Here is a 23792-nt window from a genome sequence, read left to right on the forward strand (position 1 = left end):
GGGATCAGGCCCGCTTCCAGACGGTGCCGGCGGCGCTGTCCTCGATTACGATGCCGTCCGCCAGCAGCGCCGCGCGGATCCGGTCGGCCTCGGCGAAGTCGCGCGCCTTGCGGGCGGCGGCGCGCGCGGCGATCGCGGCCTCGATGGCGGCCGGGTCCACGCCGCCCTGCAGCCAGGCCTGGGGTTCGCCCTGGGCCACGCCCAGCACGGCGGCGGCCTCGCGGAAGGCCGCGGCCGCCTGGCCCGGCACCAGCGACCAGGACTTGCCGATCCGGTGCAGCACGGCGGCGGCCGAGCCGCCCACCGTCGCGGCATTCTCCAGCGTGCGCAGGTCGCGCAGGCGGGAAAGCGTCAGCGGCGTGTTGAGGTCGTCATGCAGCGGCTCCAGCGCCCAGGCCGCCATCTCCGCGATGATGGCCGCTTCCGAGACGGCGGGCGCGCGCCCGAGCATGGCGTAGCTGTCGTCCAGCTCCTGCTTGGCTTCCTCCAGCGCCGCCTGGTTGTAGTCCAACGCGGAGCGGTAATGCGTGCGCAGCAGCAGCACGCGGAAGGCCTCGCCGACCCAGGGGCCCTGGGCCAGGATGTCGCGCAGCGTGAAGAAATTGCCCACGCTCTTCGACATCTTCTCGCCGTTCACGAGCAGCATGCCGTTGTGCAGCCAGGTATGAGCCATGAAGGGCGTGCCGAAGGCCGAGCGCGACTGCGCCACCTCGTTCTCGTGGTGCGGGAAGAGCAGGTCCGCCCCGCCGCCATGGATGTCGAACTGCTCGCCCAGATGCTTCCAGGACATGGCCGAGCACTCGATGTGCCAGCCCGGCCGGCCGCGGCCCCAGGGGCTGTCCCAGCCCGGAACGCCCTCGGGGCTCGGCTTCCAGAGTACGAAGTCGCCGGGATCTCGCTTGTAGGGCGCCACGTCGATGCGCGCGCCGGCCAGCAGCTCGTCCTGGTTGCGGCCGGAGAGCTTGCCGTAATCCGGGAAGCTGCCGACGCTGAAGAGCACGTGGCCCTCCGCCGCATAGGCATGGCCCTTGGCGATGAGCTTCTCGTTCATCGCGATCATCTCGGCGATGTGGCTGGTGGCCGTCGGCTCTACGTCGGGCGGGAGATTGCCCAGCGCCGTCATATCGGCGTGGAAATCCGCCGTGGTGCGCGAGGTGATGGCCGAGATCGGCTCGCCGGATTCCCGGGCGCGCGCGTTGATCTTGTCGTCCACGTCCGTGATGTTCCGGGCGTAGGTCAGGCGCGGATAGACGCGCCGCAGCAGCCGCGCCAGCACGTCGAAGACCACGACGGGGCGGGCGTTGCCCAGATGCGCCAGGTCATAGACCGTGGGGCCGCAGACGTAGAGCTTCACATGCTCCGGATCGAGCGGGCGGAATTCTTCCTCGCGCCGCGTCAGGCTGTTGTGGAAGCGAAGCTGAGTCATTCGGGATGGTCCATCCGGCGAAGAGAAAACAGGCGCGAGCCCCGCGCCGCGCGCGGGTCGTCAGCCGATGTGACAGAAGGGAGCCGTGACCATGTCTGTCCTATGCGCCACGACATGGCCGGTGTTCAAGCCGGAAAATCGGCCCGCAGGCGCTCCACGGCCCTCGCCCGCCCGATCAGGGGCAGGAGCGTCTTGAGGTCGGGGCCATGGTCCTCGCCGGTCAGCGCAAGGCGAAGCGGCATGAAGAGCGCCTTGCCCTTGCGGCCGGTGGCGGCCTTCACGGCGTCGGTCCAGGCGGTCCAAGTGGCGCCGTCGAAGGGCTCCTGCGGCAGCAGCTCGCGCGCCTGGGCGAGGAAGCCGGCCTCTTCGGGCTGATCGATCGGCGCGATATGGCCGCGCACCACGTCCCACCAATGCTTCGCCTCGGGCATGAGGTCGAGGTTCTCGCGGATCGCCTCCCAGAAGGTGGCATCGGCGCCCGGCGGCAGCTGCGCCCGCGCCTCCTCGAAGGACATGGCGTGCAGCAGCTTGCGGTTCAGCGCCAGCATCTGCCGCGGATCGAAGCGCGGCGAGGAATGCGAGACGGCGCCGAGGTCGAAGCCTTCCAGCAGCTCCTTCGGCCGCGCCGGGAAGGGATCGTGCGAGGTGCCGAGCGCGCCGAGATAGCCGGTGATGGCCGCCGCCTCCACGCCGTCCCGCCGCAGCTGGCGGAGCGAGAGCGAGCCGATGCGCTTGGAGAGCGGGCCGCCATCGGCATCGGTCAGCAGCGGCAGATGGGCGAATTCCAGCCCCTTGCCGCCGAGCGCGCGCCAGATGTCGAGCTGCACGCCCGTATTGGTCACGTGGTCCTCGCCGCGCACCACATGGGTCACGCGCGTCTCGAGGTCATCCACCACGGAGGTGAAGGTGTAGAGCGGCGAGCCGTCGGCGCGGATCAGCACGGGGTCGCTGATGGCCGAGAGCTTCACGCCCCGGCGCCCGAGCACCCCGTCCTGCCACTCGATCGTCGTCATGGAGAGCTTGAAGCGCCAGTGCGGGCGCTTGCCGTTCTCCATGGCGCGGGCCAGCTGCTCGGCCGTCATCTTCAGGGCGCCGCGGTCGTAGATCGGCGGGCGGCCCTGCTTCAGGCGAAGCTCGCGCTTGTAGTTCAGCTCCTCCTCGGTCTCGAGGCAGGGGTAGAGGTGGCCGCTCTTCTTGAGGCGCTCGGCGGCGGCGGCGTAGAGGGGCAGCCGGTCGGACTGGCGGAACATGCTGTCCCAGTCGAGGCCAAGCCAGCGTAGGTCCTCCTCGATTGCATCGGCGAATTCCGCCTTGCTGCGGCCGGTATCGGTGTCGTCCAGCCGCAGCACCAGCTCGGCGCCGAGCTTGCGCGCGACCAGCCAGTTGGCGAGCGCGATGCGGGCATTGCCGACGTGCAGGTGGCCCGTGGGCGAAGGGGCGAAGCGGAGCTTCATGCCTCGTCTCCCTCTTCCGGCTCGTCCTGCCCGTCTTCCTCATCGGCCAGCTTGCGCGGGTCGATGATCCGCCAGTTGCGGTCCTCGCGGTCGCGCGGCGGCTGGGCCGCGAACTCCGCGAGCTCGCTGCCGCTGGACCAGGCGCCCTCGATGGTCTTGCCCTCGGGCCCGCCGACCACGGCATCCTCGCCGAAGGCGAACCAGGCCTCGCGCGCGGCCTCGGCATCGCCGCCGCGCGGGCGGCACACCTCCATGGAATCGCGCACGTAGCGGCGCGCGAAGGCATTGGCATGGGCCAGGGAGGAGAAGCCGCGCACGGTCTCCAGCGGCTCCGAGCCATTGGCGCCGGAGAGGTCCATGATCCGGACCTCGAGGCCCTCGGCCCCGCCCAGGATGTCGTCCGTGATGCTCAATTGATCAGTCCGGTGAAGCCGTTGGTGATGGGGTAGCGCCGGTCGCGGCCGAAGGCGCGGCGGCCGATCTTCACGCCCGGGGGCGCCTGGCGGCGCTTGTACTCGGCGCGGTCCAGCATGCGCCAGACGCGCAGGATCAGCGCGCGGTCGAAGCCCTGCGCGACCAGCTCGTCCACGCTGCGCTCCTCCTCGACGAGGCCGTTCAGGATGGCGTCCAGCACCTCGTAGGGCGGCAGCGTGTCCTGGTCCTTCTGGTCGGGCTTGAGCTCGGCGCTGGGCGGCTTGGTGATGACGCGCTCCGGCATGACCGCGCCCTGGGGCCCGAGGGCGCCCGCGGGGAAATTCTCGTTGCGCCAGCGGCAGACGGCGAAGACGTCCGTCTTGTAGACGTCCTTCAATACCGAGTAGCCGCCGCACATGTCGCCGTAGATGGTGGCGTAGCCGGTGCTCATCTCGCTCTTGTTGCCGGTGGTCAGCAGCATGTTCCCGAACTTGTTCGAGAGCGCCATGAGCGTGACGCCGCGGATGCGGGACTGGATGTTCTCTTCCGTGATGTCCGGCGCGCGGTTCGCGAAGGACGGCGCCAGCATCGTGTGGAAGGCGTCCATCGCCGGGCCGATGGGGATGGTGTCGTATTGGATGCCCAGCAGGCGCGCGCATTCGGCCGCGTCCTCCAGGCTTTCCTGGCTGGTATAGGGCGAGGGCAGCATGACAGCGCGCACACGGTCGGGCCCGAGCGCATCGGCCGCGACGGCAGCCGAGATGGCGGAATCGATGCCGCCCGACAGGCCCAGCACCACGCCCGGGAAGCCGTTCTTGTTCACGTAGTCGCGCAGGCCCAGCACCATGGCGGCGTAGATCTGCGCGGGCCGCTCCATCGCCGGCGCGATGGCCTGCGGCGCGCAGCGCCAGCCGTCATTCTCGCGCGACCAGTCGGTGAAGGTCAGCGTCTCCTGGAAGGCCGGCATGCGGAGCGCCAGACTGCGGTCGGCATTGAGCACGAAGCTCGCGCCGTCGAAGACCAGCTCGTCCTGGCCGCAATTCTGGTTGAGGAAGACGAAGGGCAGCCCCGTCTCCACCACCCGGGCGACCGCGAGGTCGACGCGCGACTGCGCCTTGCCCACCTCGAAGGGGGAGCCGTTGATGGAGAGCAGCAGCTCCGCCCCGCTCTCGCCCAGCGTCTCGGAGACGGCGGGGAACCACCAATCCTCGCAGATCATCAGGCCGAGGCGCAGGCCACGGAAGACCACGGGGCCCGGCGCCGGGCCGGGATCGAAGACGCGCTTGTCGTCGAAGACGCCGTAATTGGGCAGCTCGTGCTTGGCGCGGCGGGCGACGATCTTGCCCCCATCCAGCAGGAAGGCCGCGTTGTAGAGCTTCCCGTCCTCGCACCAGGGGCCGCCCACGATCAGCCCCGGGCCGCCATCGGCCGTCTCGGCGGCGAGAGCGGCGATCTCCGCCTCGGCCATGGCGCGGAAGGCGGGCTTCAGCACCAGGTCCTCGGGCGGATAGCCCGCGATGCTGAATTCCGGCGTCACGAGCAGGTCGGCGCCGCCCGCGGCGGCCTCGGCCCGAAGCGCGCGGATCTTCGCGGCGTTCGCATGCAGTTGGCCCTCGTGAGGGTTCATCTGCGCCAGGGCGATGCGGATGCGGTCGGTCATTCCCCCGAAGTAAGCGGGCGGGGGGGCAGGGTCAACGAGGCCGCGCCTCCCGATGCGATGGGGAGGCGCGGCCGCATGGCTCAGGAATGGCCGTTGCGGCGCCGGCTGTCCCGCCGCAGCAGGAATTCGCGGCCCACCTTCACCCGCGGCGTGCCGTCGTAATCGACGATATCCGCCGTGGCGTAGGTCTCGCTCCAGCTGTCCGGAATGAAGCTGCCGGTGCCCACCACGTCGACCGGGGCATGCGCCTCGTTCATCACGCGGCACTTGCTCACCGAGAAGCCGGAGGAGGCGACGATGCGGACCTTGTCGTAGCCGGCCGCGTCCAGCGCATCGCGCATATGCCAGATGGCGGCGGCCGAAACGCCGGTGCCGACCAGGTGGCGCAGCTCGGCATCGCTGCGGTAGCGGCGGATCGCCGCCGGCGCGTGACGCTCCAGCACCGCATAGCTCTCGGCAGGGTCGAGCCCCTCGAGGAAGCGGCCACCATGGGTGTCGAGGCGAACGGAGAGGCGGCCGGCGGCCGCGTGCTCGGGGAAGCGGGCGGCCACCGCCAGGGCGTCCGTGACCTCCAGGCCGAAATAATCGACCAGGACGGTCAGCGGCTCGTCCGGGAAGGTCTCGTGGAACATCTCGGCGGCCCGCAGGGTGGAGCCGGCATAGCCGATCAGGGCATGCGGCATGGTCCCGCGCCCGGCGGGGGCGCCGAACCAATGCGCCGTGGCGTCCGTGGCATTGCCGACGAAGCCCTTGGCGCCCTCCCGCTGCGCGGCCGCGCCGCCGACGGAGGCGGCATAGGCCATCATGTCCTGCATCTCGAAGCCCGCGCAGTGGCGGGCATCCATGGCGAGGAAGGCGGCCTCGGGAAGCTCCAGGCACATCTGATAGGCGTTGTGCGCCGCCACGCAGGGCGAGCCCAGCTTCTGCAGATAAATCGTCTCGAGGTCGGATAGGGCGGCGAAGGAGCCGGTGAGGTAGATCAGCGGGTCACCCGCGCCGACCCAGGTGCCCTCGGGGTACTTCACGTCGATCTCGAAGGGGGTGCCCCGCGCCTTCGACACCGTCTCCAGCCAGTCGACCGCGATGCGCGGCGCCGAAATCACGGGCCGGCGCAGGAAGACGGCATAGGTGACGCGGCTGTCGCCGAATTTCTCGACGATCCCCCGCGTGCGATTGAAATAGCTGTCGGTGCGCGCCGTGATGTCGCGCTCCAGTTGGGGTGGCGCGCTTTCCTCCGCGCCACCTTCGCTTGCTGGCCGGCCCGAGGTGTCTCGTGGCCGGCCCGACGCCGCGCTCATTGCGCGGCTTGCACCAGACCGCGATCCGGCCGCTGGCGATGGGCCTTCAGCTCCTCAGCGATAAGGAAGGCCAGCTCCAGCGACTGCTCGGCATTGAGCCGCGGGTCGCAGAAGGTGGCGTAGTTCGCGCCGAGATCCGCCGGTGTAAGCCGGTGCGCGCCGCCGATGCATTCGGTGACGTTGTTGCCGGTCATCTCGACATGCACGCCGCCCGCGACCGCGCCCTCGCCCGCCATGACGTCGAAGAAGCGACGCACCTCGGAGAGGATCGCGTCGAAGCTGCGCGTCTTGTAGCCGTTCTGGGTCGTGGTGTTGCCGTGCATCGGGTCGGTCAGCCAGACCACCTGACGCCCGGCGGCCGTCACCGCCCGCACCAGCGGGGCCAGCTTGGCCTCGACCTTCTCATGACCCATGCGGGCGATGAGGGTCAGGCGGCCGGCCTCGTTCTTCGGGTTCAGGATCTCGGTCAGGCGCAGGAGGTCGTCGACCTCCATGCTCGGGCCGACCTTCATGCCGATCGGATTGGCCACGCCGCGCAGGAACTCGACATGCGCGCCGTCGAACTGCCGCGTGCGGTCGCCGATCCAGAGGAAGTGCGCCGAGCAGGCGTAGGTCCGGCCCAGATGCGTCGAGCTTTCGCGCGTCAGCGCCTCCTCATAGGGGAGGAGCAGGCTCTCATGGCTCGTGTAGAAGGCGGTCTCGCGGATCTGCGGGGCGTTGTCGCTGCTCATGCCACAGGCGGCCATGAAGCTCAGCGTCTCGTCGATGCGCGTCGCCAGGCCCTCATACTGCTTCGAGAGCGGCGAGCGCGCCACGAAGTCGAGGTTCCAGCGGTGCACCTGGTGCAGATCGGCGAAGCCGCCGGTCGCGAAGGCGCGCAGCAGGTTCAGCGTCGCGGCCGACTGCAGATAGGCGAATTCCATCCGCGCCGGATCGGGCGAACGGGCGGCCTCGGTGAAGGCCGAGCCATTGATGATGTCGCCCCGATAGGACGGCAGCGTCGCATCGCCGACCTTCTCCACGTCGGAGGAGCGCGGCTTGGCGAACTGGCCGGCCATCCGGCCGAGCTTCACCACCGGCATGCCGGCGCCGAAGGTCAGGACGACGGCCATCTGCAGCAGCACCTTGAAGGTGTCGCGGATGGTATCGGCGCGGAAATCCGCAAAGCTCTCGGCGCAATCGCCGCCCTGGAGCACGAAAGCCTGGCCTCTGGAAGCTTCGGCGAGCGCGGCCTTGAGTCGCTCGCACTCGCCTGCAAAAACGAGGGGCGGAAAGGTCGCGACCTTGGCCTCCATCGCGGCCAGGGCCGCGGGATCGCTATATTCCGGCACTTGCCGGATGGGCATCTGCCGCCAGGAGGCAGGGCGCCATTCACGCGCCATGATACGGAACTCCAGGTAATGGGCCGGTCAGGTTACGGCAGGCTTGCCGGAAACGCTACTCGGCCGCGGTTTTCTCAGATTCAACGGCAGGCATGCCGGAAACGCGGGTCCGGGTGCGAAGCGTGACGAACTCCTCGGCCGCCGTCGGGTGGATTCCGATGGTCCGGTCGAAATCCTGCTTGGTCGCGCCCATCACCATGGCGATGCCGATGCCCTGCATGATCTCCGCCGCATCCTCGCCCAGCATATGGGCGCCGAGGACCTTCTGGGTCTTCTGGTCGACCACCAGCTTCATCAGGGTCTTGCGGCCCTCGCGCTTGGTGATGGTGTGCCGCATGGGCGTGAACCGGCTGACATAGACGTCGACGGGGCCGCGGCTGGCGGCCTCCTCCTCGGACAGGCCCACCGTGCCGATGGGCGGCGAGGTGAAGATGGCCGTCGGCACGTTCTCATAGCTGACCTGACGTGGGTTCTTGCCGAAGAGCGTGTCGGCCAGCGCATGCCCGACCGCCGTCGCCATGGGGGTGAGGTTCACGCGGTCGATCACGTCGCCAAGGGCGAAGATATGCGGCTGGTTGGTCGCGTGATGCTCGTCGACGGGGATGGCCCCGCCGGGCTTCACGGTCACGCCCGCCTTGTCCAGGCCGAGGCCCTGCGTATAGGCCTCGCGGCCCGTGCAGAAGAAGACGGCGTCCACCTCGCGCGTGTAGTTGTTGGTCAGGGTCAGCATCAGCCGGCCCTCGACCTCGGTGATGCGCGTCGGCGCGCAGCCCGAATTCATCACGATGCCCTGGGCGGTCATGGCCTCGGAGACGGCGAGGCGGATATCGCCGTCGAAGCCGCGCAGCGGCTGCTCTGCACGGAAGAAGACCTCGACCTCCGCGCCCAGGCCCCGCAGCAGGCAGGCGAACTCCAGGGCGATATAGCCCGAGCCGATGACGGCGATCTGCTTCGGCAGCTCGGCCAGGGTGAAGAGGCCGTCTGAGATCATGCCCAGCTCGGCGCCGGGGATGTCGGGCCGCGTGGCGCGGCCGCCGGTCGCGATCACGATGCGCTCGGCCGTGATCTTCTGATCGCCGACCTGGAGGGTATGGGCGTCGAGGAAGGTCGCGCGCGCGTCGAAAGTGGTGACGCCGGCGCCCTTGAGCAGGCGGTCATAGATGCCGGAGAGCCGCGCCACCTCGGCGTCGCGGGCCGTGGCCAGCTTCTTCCAGTCGTGGCCGTGATTCTCGATGTTCCAGCCGAAGCCCGCGGCGTCTTCCGCCCATTGGCCGTATTCGGCGGCATTCACCATGAGCTTCTTCGGCACGCAGCCGACATTTACGCAGGTGCCACCCCAGAAGCGCTCCTCGGCCACGCCCACGCGGGCGCCGTGGCCCGCCGAGATGCGCGCGGCGCGGACGCCGCCCGAGCCACCGCCGATGACGAAGAGGTCGAAGTCGTAGGTCATGGGACGCCTCTGAAGAACTATGCCGATGTGGGAAGCGGCGAGCAGATTTCGACCAGCGCGCCATTCGGGTCGCGCAGATATGACACGCTCTGCCCCCATGGCTTGAGCTGGGGAGCGGAAACCTCGGCCGCGCCGGCGGCCAGCGCCTTGGCATGCGCGGCGGCGACATCCTCCGCCTCGAAGGCGATCTCCTGCGCGGGCGGCGGCCCGTCGGGCCGGGTCGGCGCGAAGGGGATGCCCTGCGGCGCCACGAAGCCCTCGCGGGCGAAGGCGAGGACGGTGCCGCCCGTCTCCATCGCCGCGAAATCGGCGCCGGAGACGAAGCGGACCGAGAGCCCGAAGGCCCTCGTATAGAAGTCGACGGTCGCCTGGACGTCCGGGACGTAGTGGATGATCCAGGCGAGCCGCATCAGATGCCGCCGAGCGCCAGGTACTTGACCTCGAGGTAGTCCTCGATGCCGTACTTGCTGCCCTCGCGGCCGAGGCCGGACTGCTTCACGCCGCCGAAGGGCGCCACCTCGGTGGAGATGATGCCCTCGTTAATGCCGATGATGCCGGCCTCGATGCCCTCGGCCACGCGGAAGATGCGGCCGACGTCGCGGGCATAGAAATACGCCGCCAGGCCGAACTCGCTGTCATTGGCGAGCTTCACGCCCTCTTCCTCGGTCTTGAACTTGAAGAGCGGCGCGACGGGACCGAAGGTCTCCTCGCGGAAGATCAGCGCGTCGTGCGGCACGTCGGTCAGGATGGTCGGCTGGAAGAAGTTGCCGCCCTTCTCGTGACGCTTGCCGCCGCTCAGCACCTTGGCGCCGTGCTTGGTGGCGTCGGCGATGTGCTCCTCCACCTTCAGCACCGCATCGGCATTGATGAGCGGACCCTGGGTCACGCCCGGCTCCATGCCGTTGCCGACCTTCAGCGCCTCTACGGCGGCCTTCAGCTTGGCGGCGAAGGCCTCGTAGACGCCTTCCTGCACCAGCACGCGGTTGGCGCAGACGCAGGTCTGTCCGGTGTTGCGGTACTTGCTGGCCATCACGCCCTGCACCGCGGCGTCGAGGTCGGCATCGTCGAAGACCAGGAACGGCGCGTTGCCGCCGAGCTCCATGCTCGTCTTCTTGATCGTCGGCGCGCACTGGGCGAGGAGCACGCGGCCCACCTCGGTCGAGCCCGTGAAGGTCAGCTTGCGCACGATCGGGTTGGAGGTCAGCTCGCCGCCCGTCTCGCCGGCCGGGCCGGTGATGACGTTGCAGACGCCCGCCGGAATGCCGGCGCGCTCGGCCAGCACGGCCAGGGCCAGGGCCGAGAAGGGCGTCTGGCTCGCCGGGCGGATCACGCCGGTGCAGCCCGCGGCCCAGGCCGGGCCGGCCTTGCGGGTGATCATCGCGGAGGGGAAGTTCCAGGGCGTGATCGCGGCGAAGACGCCGATCGGCTCCTTGGTGACCAGGATGCGGCGGCCGGGGGCGTTCTGCGGGATGATGTCGCCGTAGACGCGCTTCCCTTCCTCGGCGAACCACTCGATGAAGCTGGCGGCGTAGACGATCTCGCCCTTGGCCTCGGTGAGGGGCTTGCCCTGCTCGGCCGTGAGGATGGTCGCGAGGTCATCGGCATTGGCGAGCATCAGGTCGAAGAGCTTGCGCAGCAGCGTGGCGCGGTCCTTCGCCAGCATCTTGCGCCAGGCCGGCAGCGCGGCCTCGGAAGCCTCGATGGCGCGGCGCGTCTCGGCCTTGCCCATGGCGGGCACGTGGCCGACCACTTCGCCGGTGGCGGGGTTGCGCACCGCAACGGTCTTTCCGGAATCCGCCTGGACCCACTGGCCGCCGATGTAGTTGGCCTGACGCAGCAGGTCAGGATCCTTGAGGGTGAGTTTGGAGATTGAATCGAGCATGGGAGATCCTCCGCTTTCCGGATAAGGATAGGACCATCCGCGCTGGTTGTCAGCGCCGGGCGGGCGTATCCGGCTTCCCCCGCATATGGGGAAGATGCCGCGGATGACAGGTCGCGCCGGCGAGATTCCACCCCGGCGGCGCTCACCCCGGAGAGGCTATTCGGCCGGCAGCGCAACGGTCTCGCGGCTGCCCTCGGCGTAGCGGCGGGCCAGCCAGGCGCAGACCATCAGCTGGACCTGATGGAAGAGCATCAGCGGCAGCACGATCAGCCCGACCTGGCTGCCGGCGAAGATCACGCTCGCCATGGGCAGGCCGCTCGCGAGGCTCTTCTTCGAGCCGCAGAAGACCAGCACGATCTCATCGACCCGGCCGAGGCCCAGAAGGCGGGCCATCAGCACCGTGACGCCGAGCACCGCGCCCAGCAGGGCCAGGCAGATCACCAGCAGCACGCCGAGTTGCGCGGCGTCGAGGCGATGCCAGATGCCGCTGACCACGCCCTCGCTGAAGGCGACATAGACGACCATCAGGATCGAGAGCCGGTCCATGCGGCCGAGCAACCAGCGGTGGCGCTCCGCCCAGGCGCCGAGCCGGGGCCGCAGGAGCTGGCCGAGCGCGAAGGGCAGGAAGAGCTGCATCGCGATATCGCCCAGCACACCCAGCGAAATCCCCGCCCCCGCCCCGTGCATCAGCAGCGCCACCAGCGCCGGCGTCAGCAGGATGCCGAGCAGGTTGGAGGCGGAGGCGCTGCAGATCGCCGCCGCGACATTGCCGCCGGCGATGGAGGTGAAGGCGATGGAGGACTGCACCGTCGAGGGCAGGACGCAAAGGAAGAGGATGCCCGCATAGAGGCCCGGCGGCAGCACCGATTCCGGCAGCAGACCCGTCGCCAGGCCGAGCAATGGAAAGACCACGAAGGTGGCGGCGATGACCGCCAGGTGCAGCCGCCATTGCGCCAGCCCCTGCAGCGCCGCCCGCGGCGCCAGGCGAAGCCCGTAGAGGAAGAAGAGGAAGGCGATGGCGACGTTGGCGGCCTGGCCCATCACCTCCGCCCCCCGCCCCTGCGCCGGCAGGACAGAAGCCAGCGCGACGGTGGAGAGCAGGGCGAGGACGAAGCCGTCGATGGGGAGCTTGAAGCGCATGGGCGACAATTTGCGCCGCGTGACTGTATTGTGAAGTACGCTCACCATGTTGATGGTGATCACGAATTACGTTTACCAGGAGAATGGCGTGCTCGAACCTGTGCTTCTCCGGAGCTTCCAGGCCGTGGCGGAGCGGCGGGGCTTCTCCGCCGCCGCCCAGCAGCTCGGCCTGCGCCAGTCGACGGTGAGCGGCCATGTCCGCAAGCTCGAGGAGAGCTGCGGCCGGCGCCTCTTCCTGCGCGACACGCATCGCGTGCAGCTCACGCCAGATGGCGAGGCGATGCTGGGCTTCGCGCGCTCGGTGCTGGACGCCGATGCCAGGGCGCGGCGGCATTTCACGGCCGGCAAGCTGCGCGGAAAGCTGCGCTTCGGCGCCTCCGAGGATGTGCTGCTCCAGGGCCTGCCGGGGATCCTGCGTGACTTCACCCGCGAGAATCCGCATGTGGACCTGGAGCTCACCGTCGGCCAGAGCGGCGCGCTGCATGCCCGGCTGGAGGCGGGCGAGCTGGACCTGCTCTTCGCCAAGCGGCAGGAGGGCGATCCCCGCGGCCGCGGCGTCTGGAAGGAACCGCTGGTCTGGATCGCGCGCCCGGGCTTCGAGCCCGACCCGGCCGAGCCGCTGCCGTTGATCCTGCTGGCACCGCCCAGCATCACGCGGCTGCGCGTGCTGGAGGCGATGGAGCGCGCGGGGCGCGCCTGGCGGCTCGTCTGCAGCAGCAGCTCGCAGAGCGGCGTGGATGCAGCGGCGCTCGCGGGCCTCGGCGTCGCGCCCCATGCGGCCAGCCTCGTGCCGGCCGGGCTCGTCACGCTGCAGGGCCGCGGCCTGCCGGCCCTGGGCGAGGTGGAGTTCGTGGTGATGGGCGCCCGGCGCGGGCCGGCGCTGGCGCTTTCCGCGCTGATCGAGGAAAGCGCGGACCGGCTGCGGCGCCCCGCCTCCTGAGCGGATGCGCCGGCCGGTCCCGTCGACCTATTCGACCGTCACGCTCTTCGCGAGGTTGCGCGGCTGGTCGACATCCGTGCCCTTGAGCACGGCCACGTGATAGGCCAGCAGCTGCACCGGGATGGCGTAGAGGATCGGCTGCGCGAAGGGGTCGATCTCCGGCAGCACGATCACCCGTTCCGCGAAGCGCTCCAGGCTCGGCGCGCCCGCCGCATCCGTGAAGGCCATGATCCGCCCGCCGCGGGCCGAAGCCTCCTGCAGATTGGACAGCGTCTTTTCGTAGAGCGGCCCGGAGGGGCAGATCGCGATCACCGGCACCTGGCTGTCGATCAGCGCGATGGGGCCGTGCTTCATCTCGCCCGCCGCATAGCCCTCGGCGTGGATGTAGCTGATCTCCTTCAGCTTCAGCGCGCCTTCCATCGCGATGGGGAAAAGCGAGCCGCGGCCGAGGAACAGCACGTCGCGCGCCTTCGCGACCTCGGACGCCAGGGCATGGATCTCGGCGTCGCGCTCCAGCACCTCGGCAGCCTTGTGCGGCACCTCCAGCAGCGCCTTGGTCAGCCGCCCCTCATCCAGCGTGCTGAGCTCGCGGCGCTTGCGGCCGAGGCCGATCGCCAGGCAAGCGAGGACGGAAAGCTGCGCGGTGAAGGCCTTGGTCGAGGCCACGCCGATCTCGGGGCCCGCCACCGTCAGCACCGTGGCGTCGCTCTCGCGCGCCATGCTGCTCTCGGGCACGTTCACCACGGCCAGCACGCTCTGGCCCTTCTCGCGCAGCAGCTTGAGCGCGGCCATGGTATCGGCCGTCTCGCCGGACTGGCTGACGAGGATCGCCGCGCCGCCCTCGGGCAGCGGCGGATCGCGGTAGCGCAGCTCGCTCGCGACATCCGCGTCCACGGGGATGCGCGCCAGATGCTCGATCCAGTAGCGGCCCACCTGCGCCGCCAGGAAGGCGCTGCCGCAGGCCGTCATGGTCAGGCGCGGCACCTTCACGGGATCGAAGGGCAGCCGCGGGAGGTTCACCTCCAGCGTGCGCGGGTCGAGATACTGCCGGAGCGTATCTCCGATCACGGCGGGGTGCTCGTGCAGCTCCTTCTCCATGAAGTGGCGGTAGTTGCCCTTGCCCGTCGCCGCGCCCGAGACCGCCGTCGTCCGCACCTGGCGCGAGACGGAGTTGTCCTGCACGTCGAAGAAGCGCGCACCGTCCTCGTTCAGGACGACCCAGTCGCCCTCCTCGAGATAGGCGATGCGGCGCGTGAGCGGGGCCAGCGCCAGCGCGTCCGAGCCCACGAACATCTCGCCCTCGCCGAAGCCGATGGCCAGCGGCGCGCCTTGGCGGGCGGCGATCAGCGTCTTGTGCTCGCCGGCGAACATCATCGCCACCGCGAAGGCGCCATGCACGCGCTTGAGCGCGGCGGCGGCCGCCTGCTCGGGCGTGGCGCCGTTCGCCAGCAGATCATCCAGCAGCCGGCAGAAGGTCTCCGTGTCGGTCTCCGTCTCGAAGACCTGGCCCTTCTGCTCCAGCTCGGCGCGCAGCTCGGCGTAATTCTCGAAGATGCCGTTGTGAACGACCGCCACGCGCGCTGTCGCATGCGGATGCGCGTTGCGCTCCACGGGCGCGCCATGGGTCGCCCAGCGGGTGTGGCCGATGCCCGTCGTCCCCGGCAGGGGCGAGGCTTCGAGCACGGCAGCGAGATTGCCGAGCTTGCCCTCGGCCCGCCGCCGCTCGACATGCCCGTCGACCAGCGTCGCGATGCCCGCGCTGTCATAGCCGCGATACTCCAGGCGCTTCAGCGCATCGAGCAGCCGCGGCGCCGCGTCCGCGCGGCCCACCACCCCAACGATCCCGCACATATCTAGGCTCCCTTCGGTCGCAGCGGCCGATTCAGGTCTCCGGGCTCAAGGCCCTCCGACCATCGGACGCTCGTGACTCCCTTCCGCCGAAGCGGCCGATTCAGGTCTCCGGGCTCAAGGCCCTCCGACCATCGGACGCTCGTGACTCCCTTCCGCCGAAGCGGCCGATTCAGACCCGCCGGCGCCAGTCGCCGGGAAAATCGCTCGGTCACGATTTCCCCTTCACCCCCCGCCCCGGCTTGTTCACCTGCCGCCCCCGCGCGATCGCCATCGCGTCGTCCGGCACCTCTTCCGTCACCACCGAGCCGGCCGCGGTGATCGCCCGCGCGCCCACGCGCACCGGCGCCACCAGCGCAGTGTCGCTGCCGATGAAAGCACCCGCGCCGATCTCCGTGCGGTGCTTGTTCACCCCATCATAATTGCAGGTGATGGTGCCCGCCCCGATATTCGCGCCCGCGCCGATCGTCGCATCGCCGAGATAACTCAGGTGGTTCGCCTTGGCCCCGGCGCCGAGATGGGCGGCCTTGAGCTCCACGAAATTCCCCACATGGGCGCCCTCGCCCACCTCCGTGCCCGGGCGCAGCCGCGCATAGGGGCCGATGATCGCCCCGCGCCGCACGACGCATTGCTCCAGATGGCTGAAGGCGCGGATAGCCACGCCGTCCTCGACCGTCACGCCGGGGCTGAAGACCACCTGGGGCTCGACGACCACGTCCTGGCCGAGCCGCGTGTCCCAGCTCAGCGTGACGCTGCCGGGCTGGACCAGCGTCGCGCCGCCCAGCATGGCGGCCTCCCGCAGCCGGGCCTGCACCTCGGCCTCCGCCTGCGCCAGCTCGACCCGCGTGTTGATGCCCCTGAGCTCCGCCTCCGGCGCCTCCACGGCCTCCGTGCGCCGCCCCTCGGCATGCGCCGCGCCGACCACGTCGGTCAGGTAGAATTCGCCCTGCCGGTTGTCGTTCTTCAGGGCGGCCAGCCAGCGCGAGAGATCCGCCCAGGCCCCGCAGACAACGCCCGCGTTGCAGAGGCCGATGGCGCGCTCGGCCTCGCTCGCATCCGCCCATTCGACGATGCGCTCCACCGCGCCGTCCGCGGCCTGGACCAAACGGCCGTAGCGCGCCGGATCGGCCGGGCGCATGGCCAGCAGGGTTAGGTCCGCACCGGCGCGCGCCGCCACCAGGCGCTCCAGCGTCGCCGCCGTGATCAGGGGATTGTCGCCGTAGAGGACCGCCACGTCGCCGGAGAAGCCTTCCAGCTGCGGCGCCGCCATCCGCGCGGCATGGCCCGTGCCCAGGCGCTCGGCCTGCACGACGGTCGCATGGGGGGCGACCGCGCGCTCCAGCTCCGGCATGCCGGGCCCGACGACCACGACCACCCGATCGAAGACCCCCGCGCAGGAGGCGATGAGGTGGTTCACCATCGGGCGGCCCGCCAGGCGGTGCATCACCTTCGGCATCGCCGATTTCATGCGGGTTCCCTGACCCGCCGCCAAAATGATCGCCGTGCGCATCATCATGGCCTAGCCGCCCAGGCGGGCGGACCGCAACCCTGGACCGCCTGACGCTTTCTTGCCGAGCGTTTCGCCTGCGGCTACCCAGTCGGTATGCCCCTCGCGATCTTCGACCTCGACGGCACGTTGCTGGACAGCGCGCCCGACATCCACGCTTCCCTCAACCGGGTGCTGGAGGGGTACGCCCTCGCGCCCTTCACGCTGGCGGAGGTGACGAAAATGATCGGCGACGGGGCACGCACCCTCGTCGAGAAGGCCTTCGCCGCCCGCGGCGCCGCCTTCCAGGAGGAGGCGGTGAAGCGCTTCCTCACCGATTACGAGCCGAACAGCACCGTCCTCACCCGGCCCTATCCCGGCATGGTCGAGGCGCTCGAGGCCTTCGGGCAGGCGGGCTGGCGGCGGGCGATCTGCACCAACAAGCCGATCGCAGCGACCTGGGTGATGCTCGATGCGCTCGACCTGCGCGGCTATTTCGAGCTGGTGCTCGGCGGCGACAGCCTGCCGGTGAAGAAGCCCGATCCCGGCCATGTGCGCGGCGTGCTCGAAGGGCTCGGCATGTCGGCCAGCGATGCCGTCATGATCGGCGACCACCAGAACGATATCCGCGCGGCGGCCGGCGCCGGCGTGCGGAGCGTCTTCGCGGCCTGGGGCTACGGTGACGGCGCGGGCGCGGACCTGGCCTGCGCGACGGCGGCCGACCTGCCCGACCTGCTGATCACCTCGCCCGCCACGGCCTGACGGCGCCGGGGCGGGTTCAGGGCGCACCCCGCGAGACCTGCATCAGCACCACCTGGATGGTGCCCCACCAGCGGCTCGCCAGCTCGACCCGCAGGGGAATCATCGGCGCGTCCGGCTGCACCGGGTTGCCGAAATGCACCACGCTGCGCGCCGGCTGGGCGTCTTCCGGCCGGTCGAGGGGAATGCCGGCCACCAGCCGGCTTTCGATTACGCAGCTGGGCTGTCCACCGCTATCGGCCTGACGCACCGGATCGGTGGTGAGGTCCAGCCGCGTCAGCCGCCGCCCGTCGAAGATCTGGGCCCGCGCCTCGCAGCGCCCCGTGTCGCGCACCTGGCGCGCCAGCAGGAGCATGGCCGAAAGCGCATCGAGGCTGCCCGGTAGGGCTTCCGGGGGGATGGGCGTCCGCTCCCGATCCTGCGCGGGCTCCAGCGTCAGGATTCTCGGGGCGCCGGAGGCCGAATATTCCAGCAGGGTGCGACGCGGGCTGCCGCGCCAGTTACCGCTGCTGCGATGCAGGCGGGGCAGCGGCCTGGCGCCCTGCCAGACGCCCTCGCTATGCGAAACCTGCTCGCCACGGAAGAAGATCGTGGCGAGGCCGCGGGGGCGCGTGCGCGTCTCGATCATATAGGGCACGCCAGGACCGCCGGGCGAGATGTCCACCCGGGCCTCCATCACCGTCACGCCGGCGGCGGTGAAGACATAATCCGCATGCCACGTCACGGCCTTGGCCGGCGCGGCAAGCAGCACGAAACCCAGGACGATGCGTTGCAACATGAAAACCATAGTTGGGGGCATCGGATAGGCGAGGCAACCGTATTGACACTTCGTCCAATTCGCCGCAAACGCAGCGTCCTCGGATGGGCGCGTAGCTCAGCGGTAGAGCACTGCCTTCACACGGCAGGGGTCACAGGTTCAATCCCTGTCGCGCCCACCATTCCATCCCACTCCCAAGACCTTCTGATAGCCTGAACCACAGGCCCAAATCGCGTCTCGAGCCGCGGCAACGCGGGGCGTGCCGTCGCGTTTCGCGGACATGCCCCTTCCCGACGCCCCGATCCGCCTTTCCCTGGACGTCATCGCCGCTGCCGAGGCCGCCGCGCGGGCCGCAGGCCTTTCGCCCCGCGACTGGATCGAACGCCTCGTGCTGCGGGAGGCGGGCCTCCTCGAATCGCCTCTCTCGCCCCACGAGGTCGGCCCCGAGGACGAAGCAAGGGGCGGCCCGGAAGCCTCGGAACCACCGACCCGGCCGACGGACGACTGATCCTTTCGGACCCGGCCTCACCGGCCGGCGGATGTGAGCTCCCGCTCGAGTGCCGCGACCTCCTCCCGCAGCTGGCGCAGATAGGCGTCGCGCTGCGCGACCTCCGCCACGGATTTCAGGGGCCAGCCATGGGCGGTCGCGATGTCCTGGCGCTTGCGGCGGATGAGTTCGGCGAGCTCCGGGCGGCGTGACGTCGCACCAGCCGATTCGGCATCGAACGCGACCGGTATCTCAGGCAGCGGCACGGCCTCAGGCGGTGCGATGTCCGGCGCGAGCGCGCCCGATACCGCCATCTGTTCGAAGAGTCGGATCAGGACTGACCAGCGCAGCGTCGCGAGGCGGTCCGCGTCCCGGCCGAGCCTATCGTCCGCGGCCCGGCGGAATGCTGCCGCAGCACGTGGCCCGACCGTCAGTTCGAGGAAAGCCTCGACCTCGCGCAGCCCCGGCCGCGACGGGTGGGCCCGCGCATGGCGGCGCCAGGCCCGCATCAGCCCCCAGGCGGTGCTGCGCACCGCAAGCCGATGCATTGCCGAGGCGCTGAAGGCCTCGGCCACCCAATCGCCGCCCCAGGCCAGGGCGTAGAGGAGACGAGATCCGGCCTCGCGCAGTAACTCGCGCGCCCCGGACCGCCAGAGAAGAGCCAGCCCCGGCGCGGCCAAAGCCAAAAGGGACAGGGGATGGCCCCAGCCCCGCATCATCGCCCCCCAGACACCCCAGAGAAATGCCGCCAGCAGCAATGCTTCGAGGAGCCTCGGCATCACGCCCCAGCGCATCGCCGGCTTGGCCCTCGGCCGGCGCGCTTCCCGCAACAGGAGGCGCGAATGCTCCAGCAGGTGCCGGACGTCCTCCCGCCGCTCGGCTAGGCCACTTTGCTCCAGCCGTGCCACCAGTTCCTGGAGCTCCGCCGCGGCGCCACCCTGCGGCCGCCTGCCCTTCACCTCCCCCTCCCTTGCTCGGCGCCGGCGCTCGCCTGCGCGGGAGATCATTCAGGGGACAGCGAATGAAGATCGGATTAAGGAGGAACGGCCCTCGCCCAGGCCGGCGGGGTCTCCCTCATCGGGCAGGACCGGCGGAAATCCTCGCTTGCGCAGGCCGGACCGATGGCCTAAACGCCGCCGACCCACGGCGGGAGCCATCGCGCCTGCCGCTTTTCCGAAAGCCCCGCGCCATGAAGCCCGATATCCACCCCGCCTATCACGACCTGACGATCATCATGACGGACGGGACGACCTTCAAGACCCGCACCGCGGGCGGCAAGCCGGGCGAGACGCTGCGCCTTGACATCGATCCGAAGAGCCACCCGGTCTGGACCGGCGTGCAGCGCATCATGGACACGGGCGGCCAGGTCGCGAAGTTCAACAAGAAGTTCGCCGGCATCGGCATGCGCAAGGGCTGATCTCCGCCCTCTGCTGCTGGAAAGAGCCGCCCGGTCAACGACCTGGGCGGCTTTTTTCGTTTTAGCGCGGACCCTCTTGAACCGCCCTTTGCGGCGTCACATCTCCGCTTTGTCGAGGCGCCCCCTGGGGCTTCGGCGCGGATCCGAAGGCCTGTCGCCCGCATGGGGACGGCGCCGGTCGGGACGCTTCAACCGGACCTTGCTCCTCAAGGAGGTTCAACGTGAACACCATTGATTTCTCGCCCCTTTTCCGCACCGCCATTGGTTTCGACCGCGTTGCGCGCCTGCTCGACGGCGTGCGCAGCCAGGCGGAGGCGCAGGCCTATCCCCCGTACAACATCGAAGCGACCGGCGATGACAGCTACGTGCTGACCATGGCCGTGGCCGGCTTCGGCCCCGAGGACATCGAGATGATCGTCCGCGAGGACACGCTCGTGATCAGCGGCAAGGCGCCGCAGCCCGAGGGCCAGGAGCGCCGCTTCGTCCATCGCGGCATCGCGGGCCGGGCCTTCGAGCGTCGCTTCGTGCTGGCCGACCACCTCGTGGTCCAGGGCGCGCGGATGGAGAACGGCCTGCTGCATGTCGCGCTGAAGCGCGAGGTGCCCGAGGCGCTGAAGCCCCGCCGGATCGAGATCCAGGCGCCGGCGCCGCGCCAGGCTGCCATCGAGCAGGTCGCCCAGGCGGCCTGAACCAGGCGGCCTGATCGGTCGGGCCGGCGGGAAACTGCCGGCCCTTTCCTTTTCCGGGCCTCGCTTAGCCGCTCTTGCGGAAGAAGGCGTCGGCCGCCGCGCGCTGATGGGCCCGCGCCTGAATGGCCGCCTCCGCCCGCGCGATCTCCTCCTTCAGCTCCGCGATATAGGCCTGCAGGTCCGTCTCGGACCAATCCTGCAGGGCGGCGGGCGTGAACCTCTGAAATTTTCCGCGCGCCGGCTCTTCATCGAACATCGCGATCCTCCATTTCCTCATAGGGCTTGGCCCAGGGCTGGCCTGCCACTATAGGGCTTGCCACGAAGGGCTGTCCCGTCCGGGCGCCGTCCCAGCCCCCTGCCACCATGGAAGCACCGTCATGGCCCAGCCGCCCCTGATGCCCAAGGCCACCGCCGTCTGGCTGATCGAGAAGACCTCGCTGTCCTTCGAGCAGATCGCCGATTTCGTCCAGATGCACCCGCTCGAGGTTCAGGCCATCGCCGATGGCGAGGTGGCGCAGGGCATCATCGGCTATGACCCGGTCGCCAACGGCCAGGTGACGCGTGAGGACATCGCCCGCGCGGAGGCCAATGGCGCGGCGCGGCTGACGCTGGCGCCGAACGCCCTTCCGGTGGCCAAGGGACGCGGCAAGGGCGGCCGCTACACGCCGGTCGCCAAGCGCAACGATCGCCCCGACGGCATTGCCTGGCTGCTGCGCAACCATCCGGAGCTCACCGAGGCGCAGATCGGCAAGCTGGTCGGCACCACCAAGGAAACCATCCAGAAGGTGCGCGACCGCACGCATTGGAACAGCGCGAACATCAAGCCGCGCGATCCGGTGATCCTGGGTCTGTGCAGCCAGGGCACCCTGAACGCCGCGGTGAGCGCGGCGCAGGAGCGTCTGCGCGCCGAGGGCGCGCCCATCCCCACCCCTGTGCCGACGACCTTCGACAGCGAGTGAGGGGCGGGGCGGATTTCCGCCCCGCGATAGGTTGGGGCCCAAATCAGGCCGGGCCCGCTGGCGGCGGGGTTAGCCCCGCCTCTTCCGATCCGCGCTAGGAAGCGCGGCGGAGCTTCTCCATTTCTTCCTTGAGTTGGAGCTTCTCGAGCTTCAGGCGGGTCAACGCGACGTCGTTCGGCCGAGGGCGGGCGCCTTCGGCGGAGATGCGCGTCTCCAGCTCTGCGTGTCGGGATTCCAAAGCTCGCACCCTAGGGGCATGCATCATGCAGTGGGTTCCTCTGCTCGGCGCCTGCTTCGGCCACCCATCACGGGCGGGCCATTGGCATCGCCTGTTGATGCGGCTGTTGCGACCGCATCCAGGCATGCTATCCCCCGTCGAACCGGGTAGGCGAGTGAATTCGCTCGCCTCGCATGAATCGGCCCGAGGATACGGCGAAACGGATGCTTGAAGACCGAGAAGCCATGTTGCGGCGCCTGCATGAGTTGCGCAGCGAGCACCGCGATCTCGACACCGTCATCTTACGCCTCGAAAGCGGCTTCGGCGACCAGCTGCAGCTGCAGCGGCTCAAGAAGCGAAAGCTGAAGCTGAAGGACGAGGTTTCCTGGCTGGAGGGGCAGCTTGTCCCCGACATCATCGCCTGAGCAGGCTACGGTTGAATGACTCCAAACGACACCACGCCGATCGTCGGCATCATCATGGGCAGCCGCTCCGACTGGGAGACGATGCGCCATGCCGACGAGACCCTGTCCGCGCTGGACATCCCCCATGAATGCCAGGTCGTCTCGGCCCACCGCACCCCCGGCCGGCTGTTCGACTATGCCCATGCCGCCCGCGGCCGCGGGCTCAAGGTGATCATCGCCGGCGCCGGCGGCGCCGCGCATCTGCCCGGCATGGCCGCCAGCATGACGCCGCTGCCCGTGCTCGGCGTCCCTGTGGAGAGCCATGCCCTCAAGGGCATGGATTCGCTGCTTTCCATCGTCCAGATGCCGGGCGGCGTGCCGGTCGGCACGCTGGCCATCGGCAAGGCCGGCGCCATCAATGCCGCGCTTCTCGCCGCCTCCATCCTGGCCCTGTCCGACCCCGCCCTTGCCGGGCGCCTGGACGCCTGGCGCGCCCGCCAGACCGAAAGCGTTCCGAATGACCCGGCCTGACGTGGCTTCCTCCCCCCTTCCCCCCGGCTCCACGATCGGCATTCTCGGCAGCGGCCAGCTGGGCCGGATGAGCGCGATCGCGGCAGCGCGACTCGGCTATCGGACCCATGTCTTCGGCCCCGAGCCCGATTCGCCCGGCATGCAGGTGGCGACGGCGCACACGCTGGCCGCCTATGAGGATGTCGAGGCGCTGCGGCGCTTCGCCGGCGAGGTCGACGTCGCGACCTTCGAATTCGAGAACGTTCCGCTGGCGACGCTCGAGGCGCTGGACGGGCGCGTGCCCTGCCGGCCCGGCCTCAAAGCCCTGTCGATCTGCCAGGACCGCGTGACCGAGAAGCGTTTCCTGGCCGAGGCCGGCGTGCCCGTGGCGCCCTGGCGCGAAATCCGCACCGAGTCGGAGCTGCAGGCGGCGATCGCCGAGATCGGCCTGCCCGCCGTGCTCAAGACCACGCGCCTCGGCTATGACGGGCGGGGCCAGGCGGTGCTGCGCCGGCCGGAGGACGCCGCGGCGGCTTTCGCACGACTCGAGCCCAAGCCGCTGATTCTGGAAGCTTTCGTTCCCTTCGTCGCCGAGATCTCGGGCATCGCCGCCCGCGGCCTGGACGGTGCCGTCGAGACCTATGACGCGATCGAGAATCGCCACCGGCATCACATCCTCGACCTCTCCTTTGCGCCTGCCCGCCTGCCGGCGGCGGCGGCCGAGGCGGTCCGCGCGCATGTGGCGCAGGTCGCGGCCGCGCTCGATCTGGTGGGCGTCGTGGCGCTGGAGATGTTCCTGCTGCCGGACGGCAGCCTGCTCGGCAACGAGATCGCCCCGCGGCCGCACAATTCCGGCCACTGGACGATGGACGCCTGCCTCTGCAGCCAGTTCGAGCAGCATGTCAGGGCCGTTGCCGGCCTGCCACTGGGCAGCCCGGCACGCCACCGGGACGCGGTCATGCACAACCTCGTAGGCCCCGAAGGCCTGGCGGCCTGGCCCGATATGGTCGCGCGTCGGGACGTGGTCGCGCACTGGTACGGCAAGGCTGAAGCTCGGCCGGGCCGCAAGCTGGGGCACGCCAACCGCCTGCTTTCGCTGGACTCTCTCGCCTCGCTGGACAAGGCGGCAGCCGAGGGCTTCTGACCCTGTGGCTGAAAGGCCAGGGCGGATGTGACGTTTTCGCCACAGGCCCCGGGGAATTGATTGCCGAGG

Annotated in this window: 25 protein-coding genes and 1 tRNA gene; 10 read left to right on the forward strand and 16 right to left on the reverse strand. The window is 69.9% G+C overall.

What is annotated here, in order from left to right; genetic code table 11:
• Nucleotides 1-4 precede the first annotated feature (4 nt).
• From cysS to KHU32_RS01625, 10 genes are all read right to left on the reverse strand, one after another.
• Nucleotides 5-1426, reverse strand: coding sequence for a cysteine--tRNA ligase (gene cysS / locus KHU32_RS01580; RefSeq protein WP_213668294.1), 1422 nt, complete (start codon nt 1424-1426; stop codon nt 5-7).
• Nucleotides 1427-1551: 125 nt separating this feature from the next.
• A complete protein-coding gene (locus tag KHU32_RS01585) occupies nt 1552-2880 on the reverse strand; it encodes a glutamate--tRNA ligase (protein WP_213668295.1) in 1329 nt (442 codons plus the stop codon).
• Entirely contained in the window at nt 2877-3293 is a 417-nt protein-coding gene (locus KHU32_RS01590) for a hypothetical protein (protein ID WP_249680481.1), read from the reverse strand. Before KHU32_RS01590 ends, KHU32_RS01585 begins: the two co-directional genes overlap by 4 nt.
• A complete protein-coding gene (locus KHU32_RS01595) occupies nt 3290-4954 on the reverse strand; it encodes an NAD+ synthase (protein WP_213668296.1) in 1665 nt (554 codons plus the stop codon). Before KHU32_RS01595 ends, KHU32_RS01590 begins: the two co-directional genes overlap by 4 nt.
• Before the next feature lie 80 nt (nt 4955-5034).
• A complete protein-coding gene (locus KHU32_RS01600) occupies nt 5035-6168 on the reverse strand; it encodes a beta/alpha barrel domain-containing protein (protein WP_213669621.1) in 1134 nt (377 codons plus the stop codon).
• Between the two features lie 80 nt (nt 6169-6248).
• Nucleotides 6249-7634 (reverse strand): class II 3-deoxy-7-phosphoheptulonate synthase, encoded by a 1386-nt coding sequence (locus KHU32_RS01605; protein ID WP_213668297.1) that lies wholly within the window; start codon nt 7632-7634, stop codon nt 6249-6251.
• Between the two features lie 55 nt (nt 7635-7689).
• A complete protein-coding gene (gene gorA / locus KHU32_RS01610) occupies nt 7690-9084 on the reverse strand; it encodes a glutathione-disulfide reductase (RefSeq protein ID WP_213668298.1) in 1395 nt (464 codons plus the stop codon).
• A 17-nt stretch (nt 9085-9101) separates the two neighbouring features.
• On the reverse strand, nt 9102-9494 hold the full coding sequence (locus KHU32_RS01615) for a VOC family protein (protein ID WP_213668299.1): 393 nt from the start codon (nt 9492-9494) through the stop codon (nt 9102-9104).
• Nucleotides 9494-10966 (reverse strand): NAD-dependent succinate-semialdehyde dehydrogenase, encoded by a 1473-nt coding sequence (locus KHU32_RS01620; RefSeq protein WP_213668300.1) that lies wholly within the window; start codon nt 10964-10966, stop codon nt 9494-9496. Before KHU32_RS01620 ends, KHU32_RS01615 begins: the two co-directional genes overlap by 1 nt.
• Nucleotides 10967-11122: 156 nt before the next feature.
• Nucleotides 11123-12106: a bile acid:sodium symporter family protein gene (locus KHU32_RS01625; protein ID WP_213668301.1), complete on the reverse strand. Its 984-nt coding sequence runs from the start codon at nt 12104-12106 to the stop codon at nt 11123-11125.
• An 88-nt stretch (nt 12107-12194) separates the two neighbouring features.
• Between KHU32_RS01625 and KHU32_RS01630 the strand changes: the two genes are divergently transcribed.
• Nucleotides 12195-13046, forward strand: coding sequence for a LysR family transcriptional regulator (locus KHU32_RS01630; protein WP_347265491.1), 852 nt, complete (start codon nt 12195-12197; stop codon nt 13044-13046).
• Nucleotides 13047-13073: 27 nt separating this feature from the next.
• Here KHU32_RS01630 and glmS read toward each other — a convergent pair whose 3' ends face one another.
• A complete protein-coding gene (gene glmS / locus KHU32_RS01635) occupies nt 13074-14897 on the reverse strand; it encodes a glutamine--fructose-6-phosphate transaminase (isomerizing) (RefSeq protein ID WP_213668303.1) in 1824 nt (607 codons plus the stop codon).
• Between the two features lie 208 nt (nt 14898-15105).
• Nucleotides 15106-16407: a bifunctional UDP-N-acetylglucosamine diphosphorylase/glucosamine-1-phosphate N-acetyltransferase GlmU gene (gene glmU, locus KHU32_RS01640; protein ID WP_213669622.1), complete on the reverse strand. Its 1302-nt coding sequence runs from the start codon at nt 16405-16407 to the stop codon at nt 15106-15108.
• A gap of 90 nt (nt 16408-16497) precedes the next feature.
• On the opposite strand from glmU, the gene gph reads away from it, so the two are divergent.
• Nucleotides 16498-17142, forward strand: coding sequence for a phosphoglycolate phosphatase (gene gph / locus KHU32_RS01645; RefSeq protein ID WP_213668304.1), 645 nt, complete (start codon nt 16498-16500; stop codon nt 17140-17142).
• Between the two features lie 16 nt (nt 17143-17158).
• On the opposite strand, the gene KHU32_RS01650 is transcribed toward gph, so the two are convergent.
• Nucleotides 17159-17917, reverse strand: coding sequence for a DUF3108 domain-containing protein (locus KHU32_RS01650; protein WP_213668305.1), 759 nt, complete (start codon nt 17915-17917; stop codon nt 17159-17161).
• 85 nt (nt 17918-18002) lie between these two features.
• On the opposite strand from KHU32_RS01650, the gene KHU32_RS01655 reads away from it, so the two are divergent.
• Together KHU32_RS01655 and KHU32_RS01660 are read left to right on the forward strand one after the other, a co-directional pair.
• Nucleotides 18003-18077, forward strand: a tRNA-Val gene (locus KHU32_RS01655).
• Nucleotides 18078-18155: 78 nt separating this feature from the next.
• On the forward strand, nt 18156-18404 hold the full coding sequence (locus tag KHU32_RS01660) for a hypothetical protein (protein ID WP_213668306.1): 249 nt from the start codon (nt 18156-18158) through the stop codon (nt 18402-18404).
• A gap of 17 nt (nt 18405-18421) precedes the next feature.
• On the opposite strand, the gene KHU32_RS01665 is transcribed toward KHU32_RS01660, so the two are convergent.
• Nucleotides 18422-19342, reverse strand: a complete 921-nt coding sequence (locus KHU32_RS01665) for a hypothetical protein (RefSeq protein ID WP_213668307.1) — start codon at nt 19340-19342, stop codon at nt 18422-18424.
• 230 nt (nt 19343-19572) lie between these two features.
• Here KHU32_RS01665 and rpmE point away from each other — a divergent pair, with 230 nt between their 5' ends.
• Nucleotides 19573-19800, forward strand: a complete 228-nt coding sequence (gene rpmE, locus KHU32_RS01670; protein ID WP_213668308.1) for a 50S ribosomal protein L31 — start codon at nt 19573-19575, stop codon at nt 19798-19800.
• A 221-nt stretch (nt 19801-20021) separates the two neighbouring features.
• Complete coding sequence (locus KHU32_RS01675; protein ID WP_213668309.1) at nt 20022-20489, forward strand: Hsp20 family protein; 468 nt, start codon at nt 20022-20024, stop codon at nt 20487-20489.
• A gap of 64 nt (nt 20490-20553) precedes the next feature.
• On the opposite strand, the gene KHU32_RS01680 is transcribed toward KHU32_RS01675, so the two are convergent.
• A complete protein-coding gene (locus KHU32_RS01680; protein ID WP_213668310.1) occupies nt 20554-20745 on the reverse strand; it encodes a DUF1192 family protein in 192 nt (63 codons plus the stop codon).
• Nucleotides 20746-20866: 121 nt separating this feature from the next.
• Between KHU32_RS01680 and KHU32_RS01685 the strand changes: the two genes are divergently transcribed.
• A complete protein-coding gene (locus KHU32_RS01685; protein ID WP_213668311.1) occupies nt 20867-21448 on the forward strand; it encodes a DUF1013 domain-containing protein in 582 nt (193 codons plus the stop codon).
• A gap of 94 nt (nt 21449-21542) precedes the next feature.
• Here the strand turns inward: KHU32_RS01685 and KHU32_RS01690 are convergent, their stop codons facing one another.
• Nucleotides 21543-21695 carry a YdcH family protein gene (locus tag KHU32_RS01690; protein WP_347265521.1) on the reverse strand — a complete coding sequence of 51 codons (153 nt, stop codon included), beginning with the start codon at nt 21693-21695 and terminating at the stop codon, nt 21543-21545.
• 194 nt (nt 21696-21889) lie between these two features.
• Here KHU32_RS01690 and KHU32_RS01695 point away from each other — a divergent pair, with 194 nt between their 5' ends.
• From KHU32_RS01695 to KHU32_RS01705, 3 genes are read left to right on the forward strand one after another with little or no spacing between them, the layout of a single operon-like run.
• On the forward strand, nt 21890-22090 hold the full coding sequence (locus tag KHU32_RS01695; RefSeq protein WP_213668313.1) for a YdcH family protein: 201 nt from the start codon (nt 21890-21892) through the stop codon (nt 22088-22090).
• A gap of 15 nt (nt 22091-22105) precedes the next feature.
• Complete coding sequence (gene purE, locus KHU32_RS01700; protein WP_213668314.1) at nt 22106-22600, forward strand: 5-(carboxyamino)imidazole ribonucleotide mutase; 495 nt, start codon at nt 22106-22108, stop codon at nt 22598-22600.
• Nucleotides 22587-23723 (forward strand): 5-(carboxyamino)imidazole ribonucleotide synthase, encoded by a 1137-nt coding sequence (locus KHU32_RS01705; RefSeq protein WP_249680484.1) that lies wholly within the window; start codon nt 22587-22589, stop codon nt 23721-23723. Before purE ends, KHU32_RS01705 begins: the two co-directional genes overlap by 14 nt.
• Nucleotides 23724-23792 lie beyond the last annotated feature (69 nt).

Origin of the sequence: Roseococcus pinisoli, from assembly GCF_018413645.1 — a bacterium.
GTDB lineage: Bacteria > Pseudomonadota > Alphaproteobacteria > Acetobacterales > Acetobacteraceae > Roseococcus > Roseococcus pinisoli.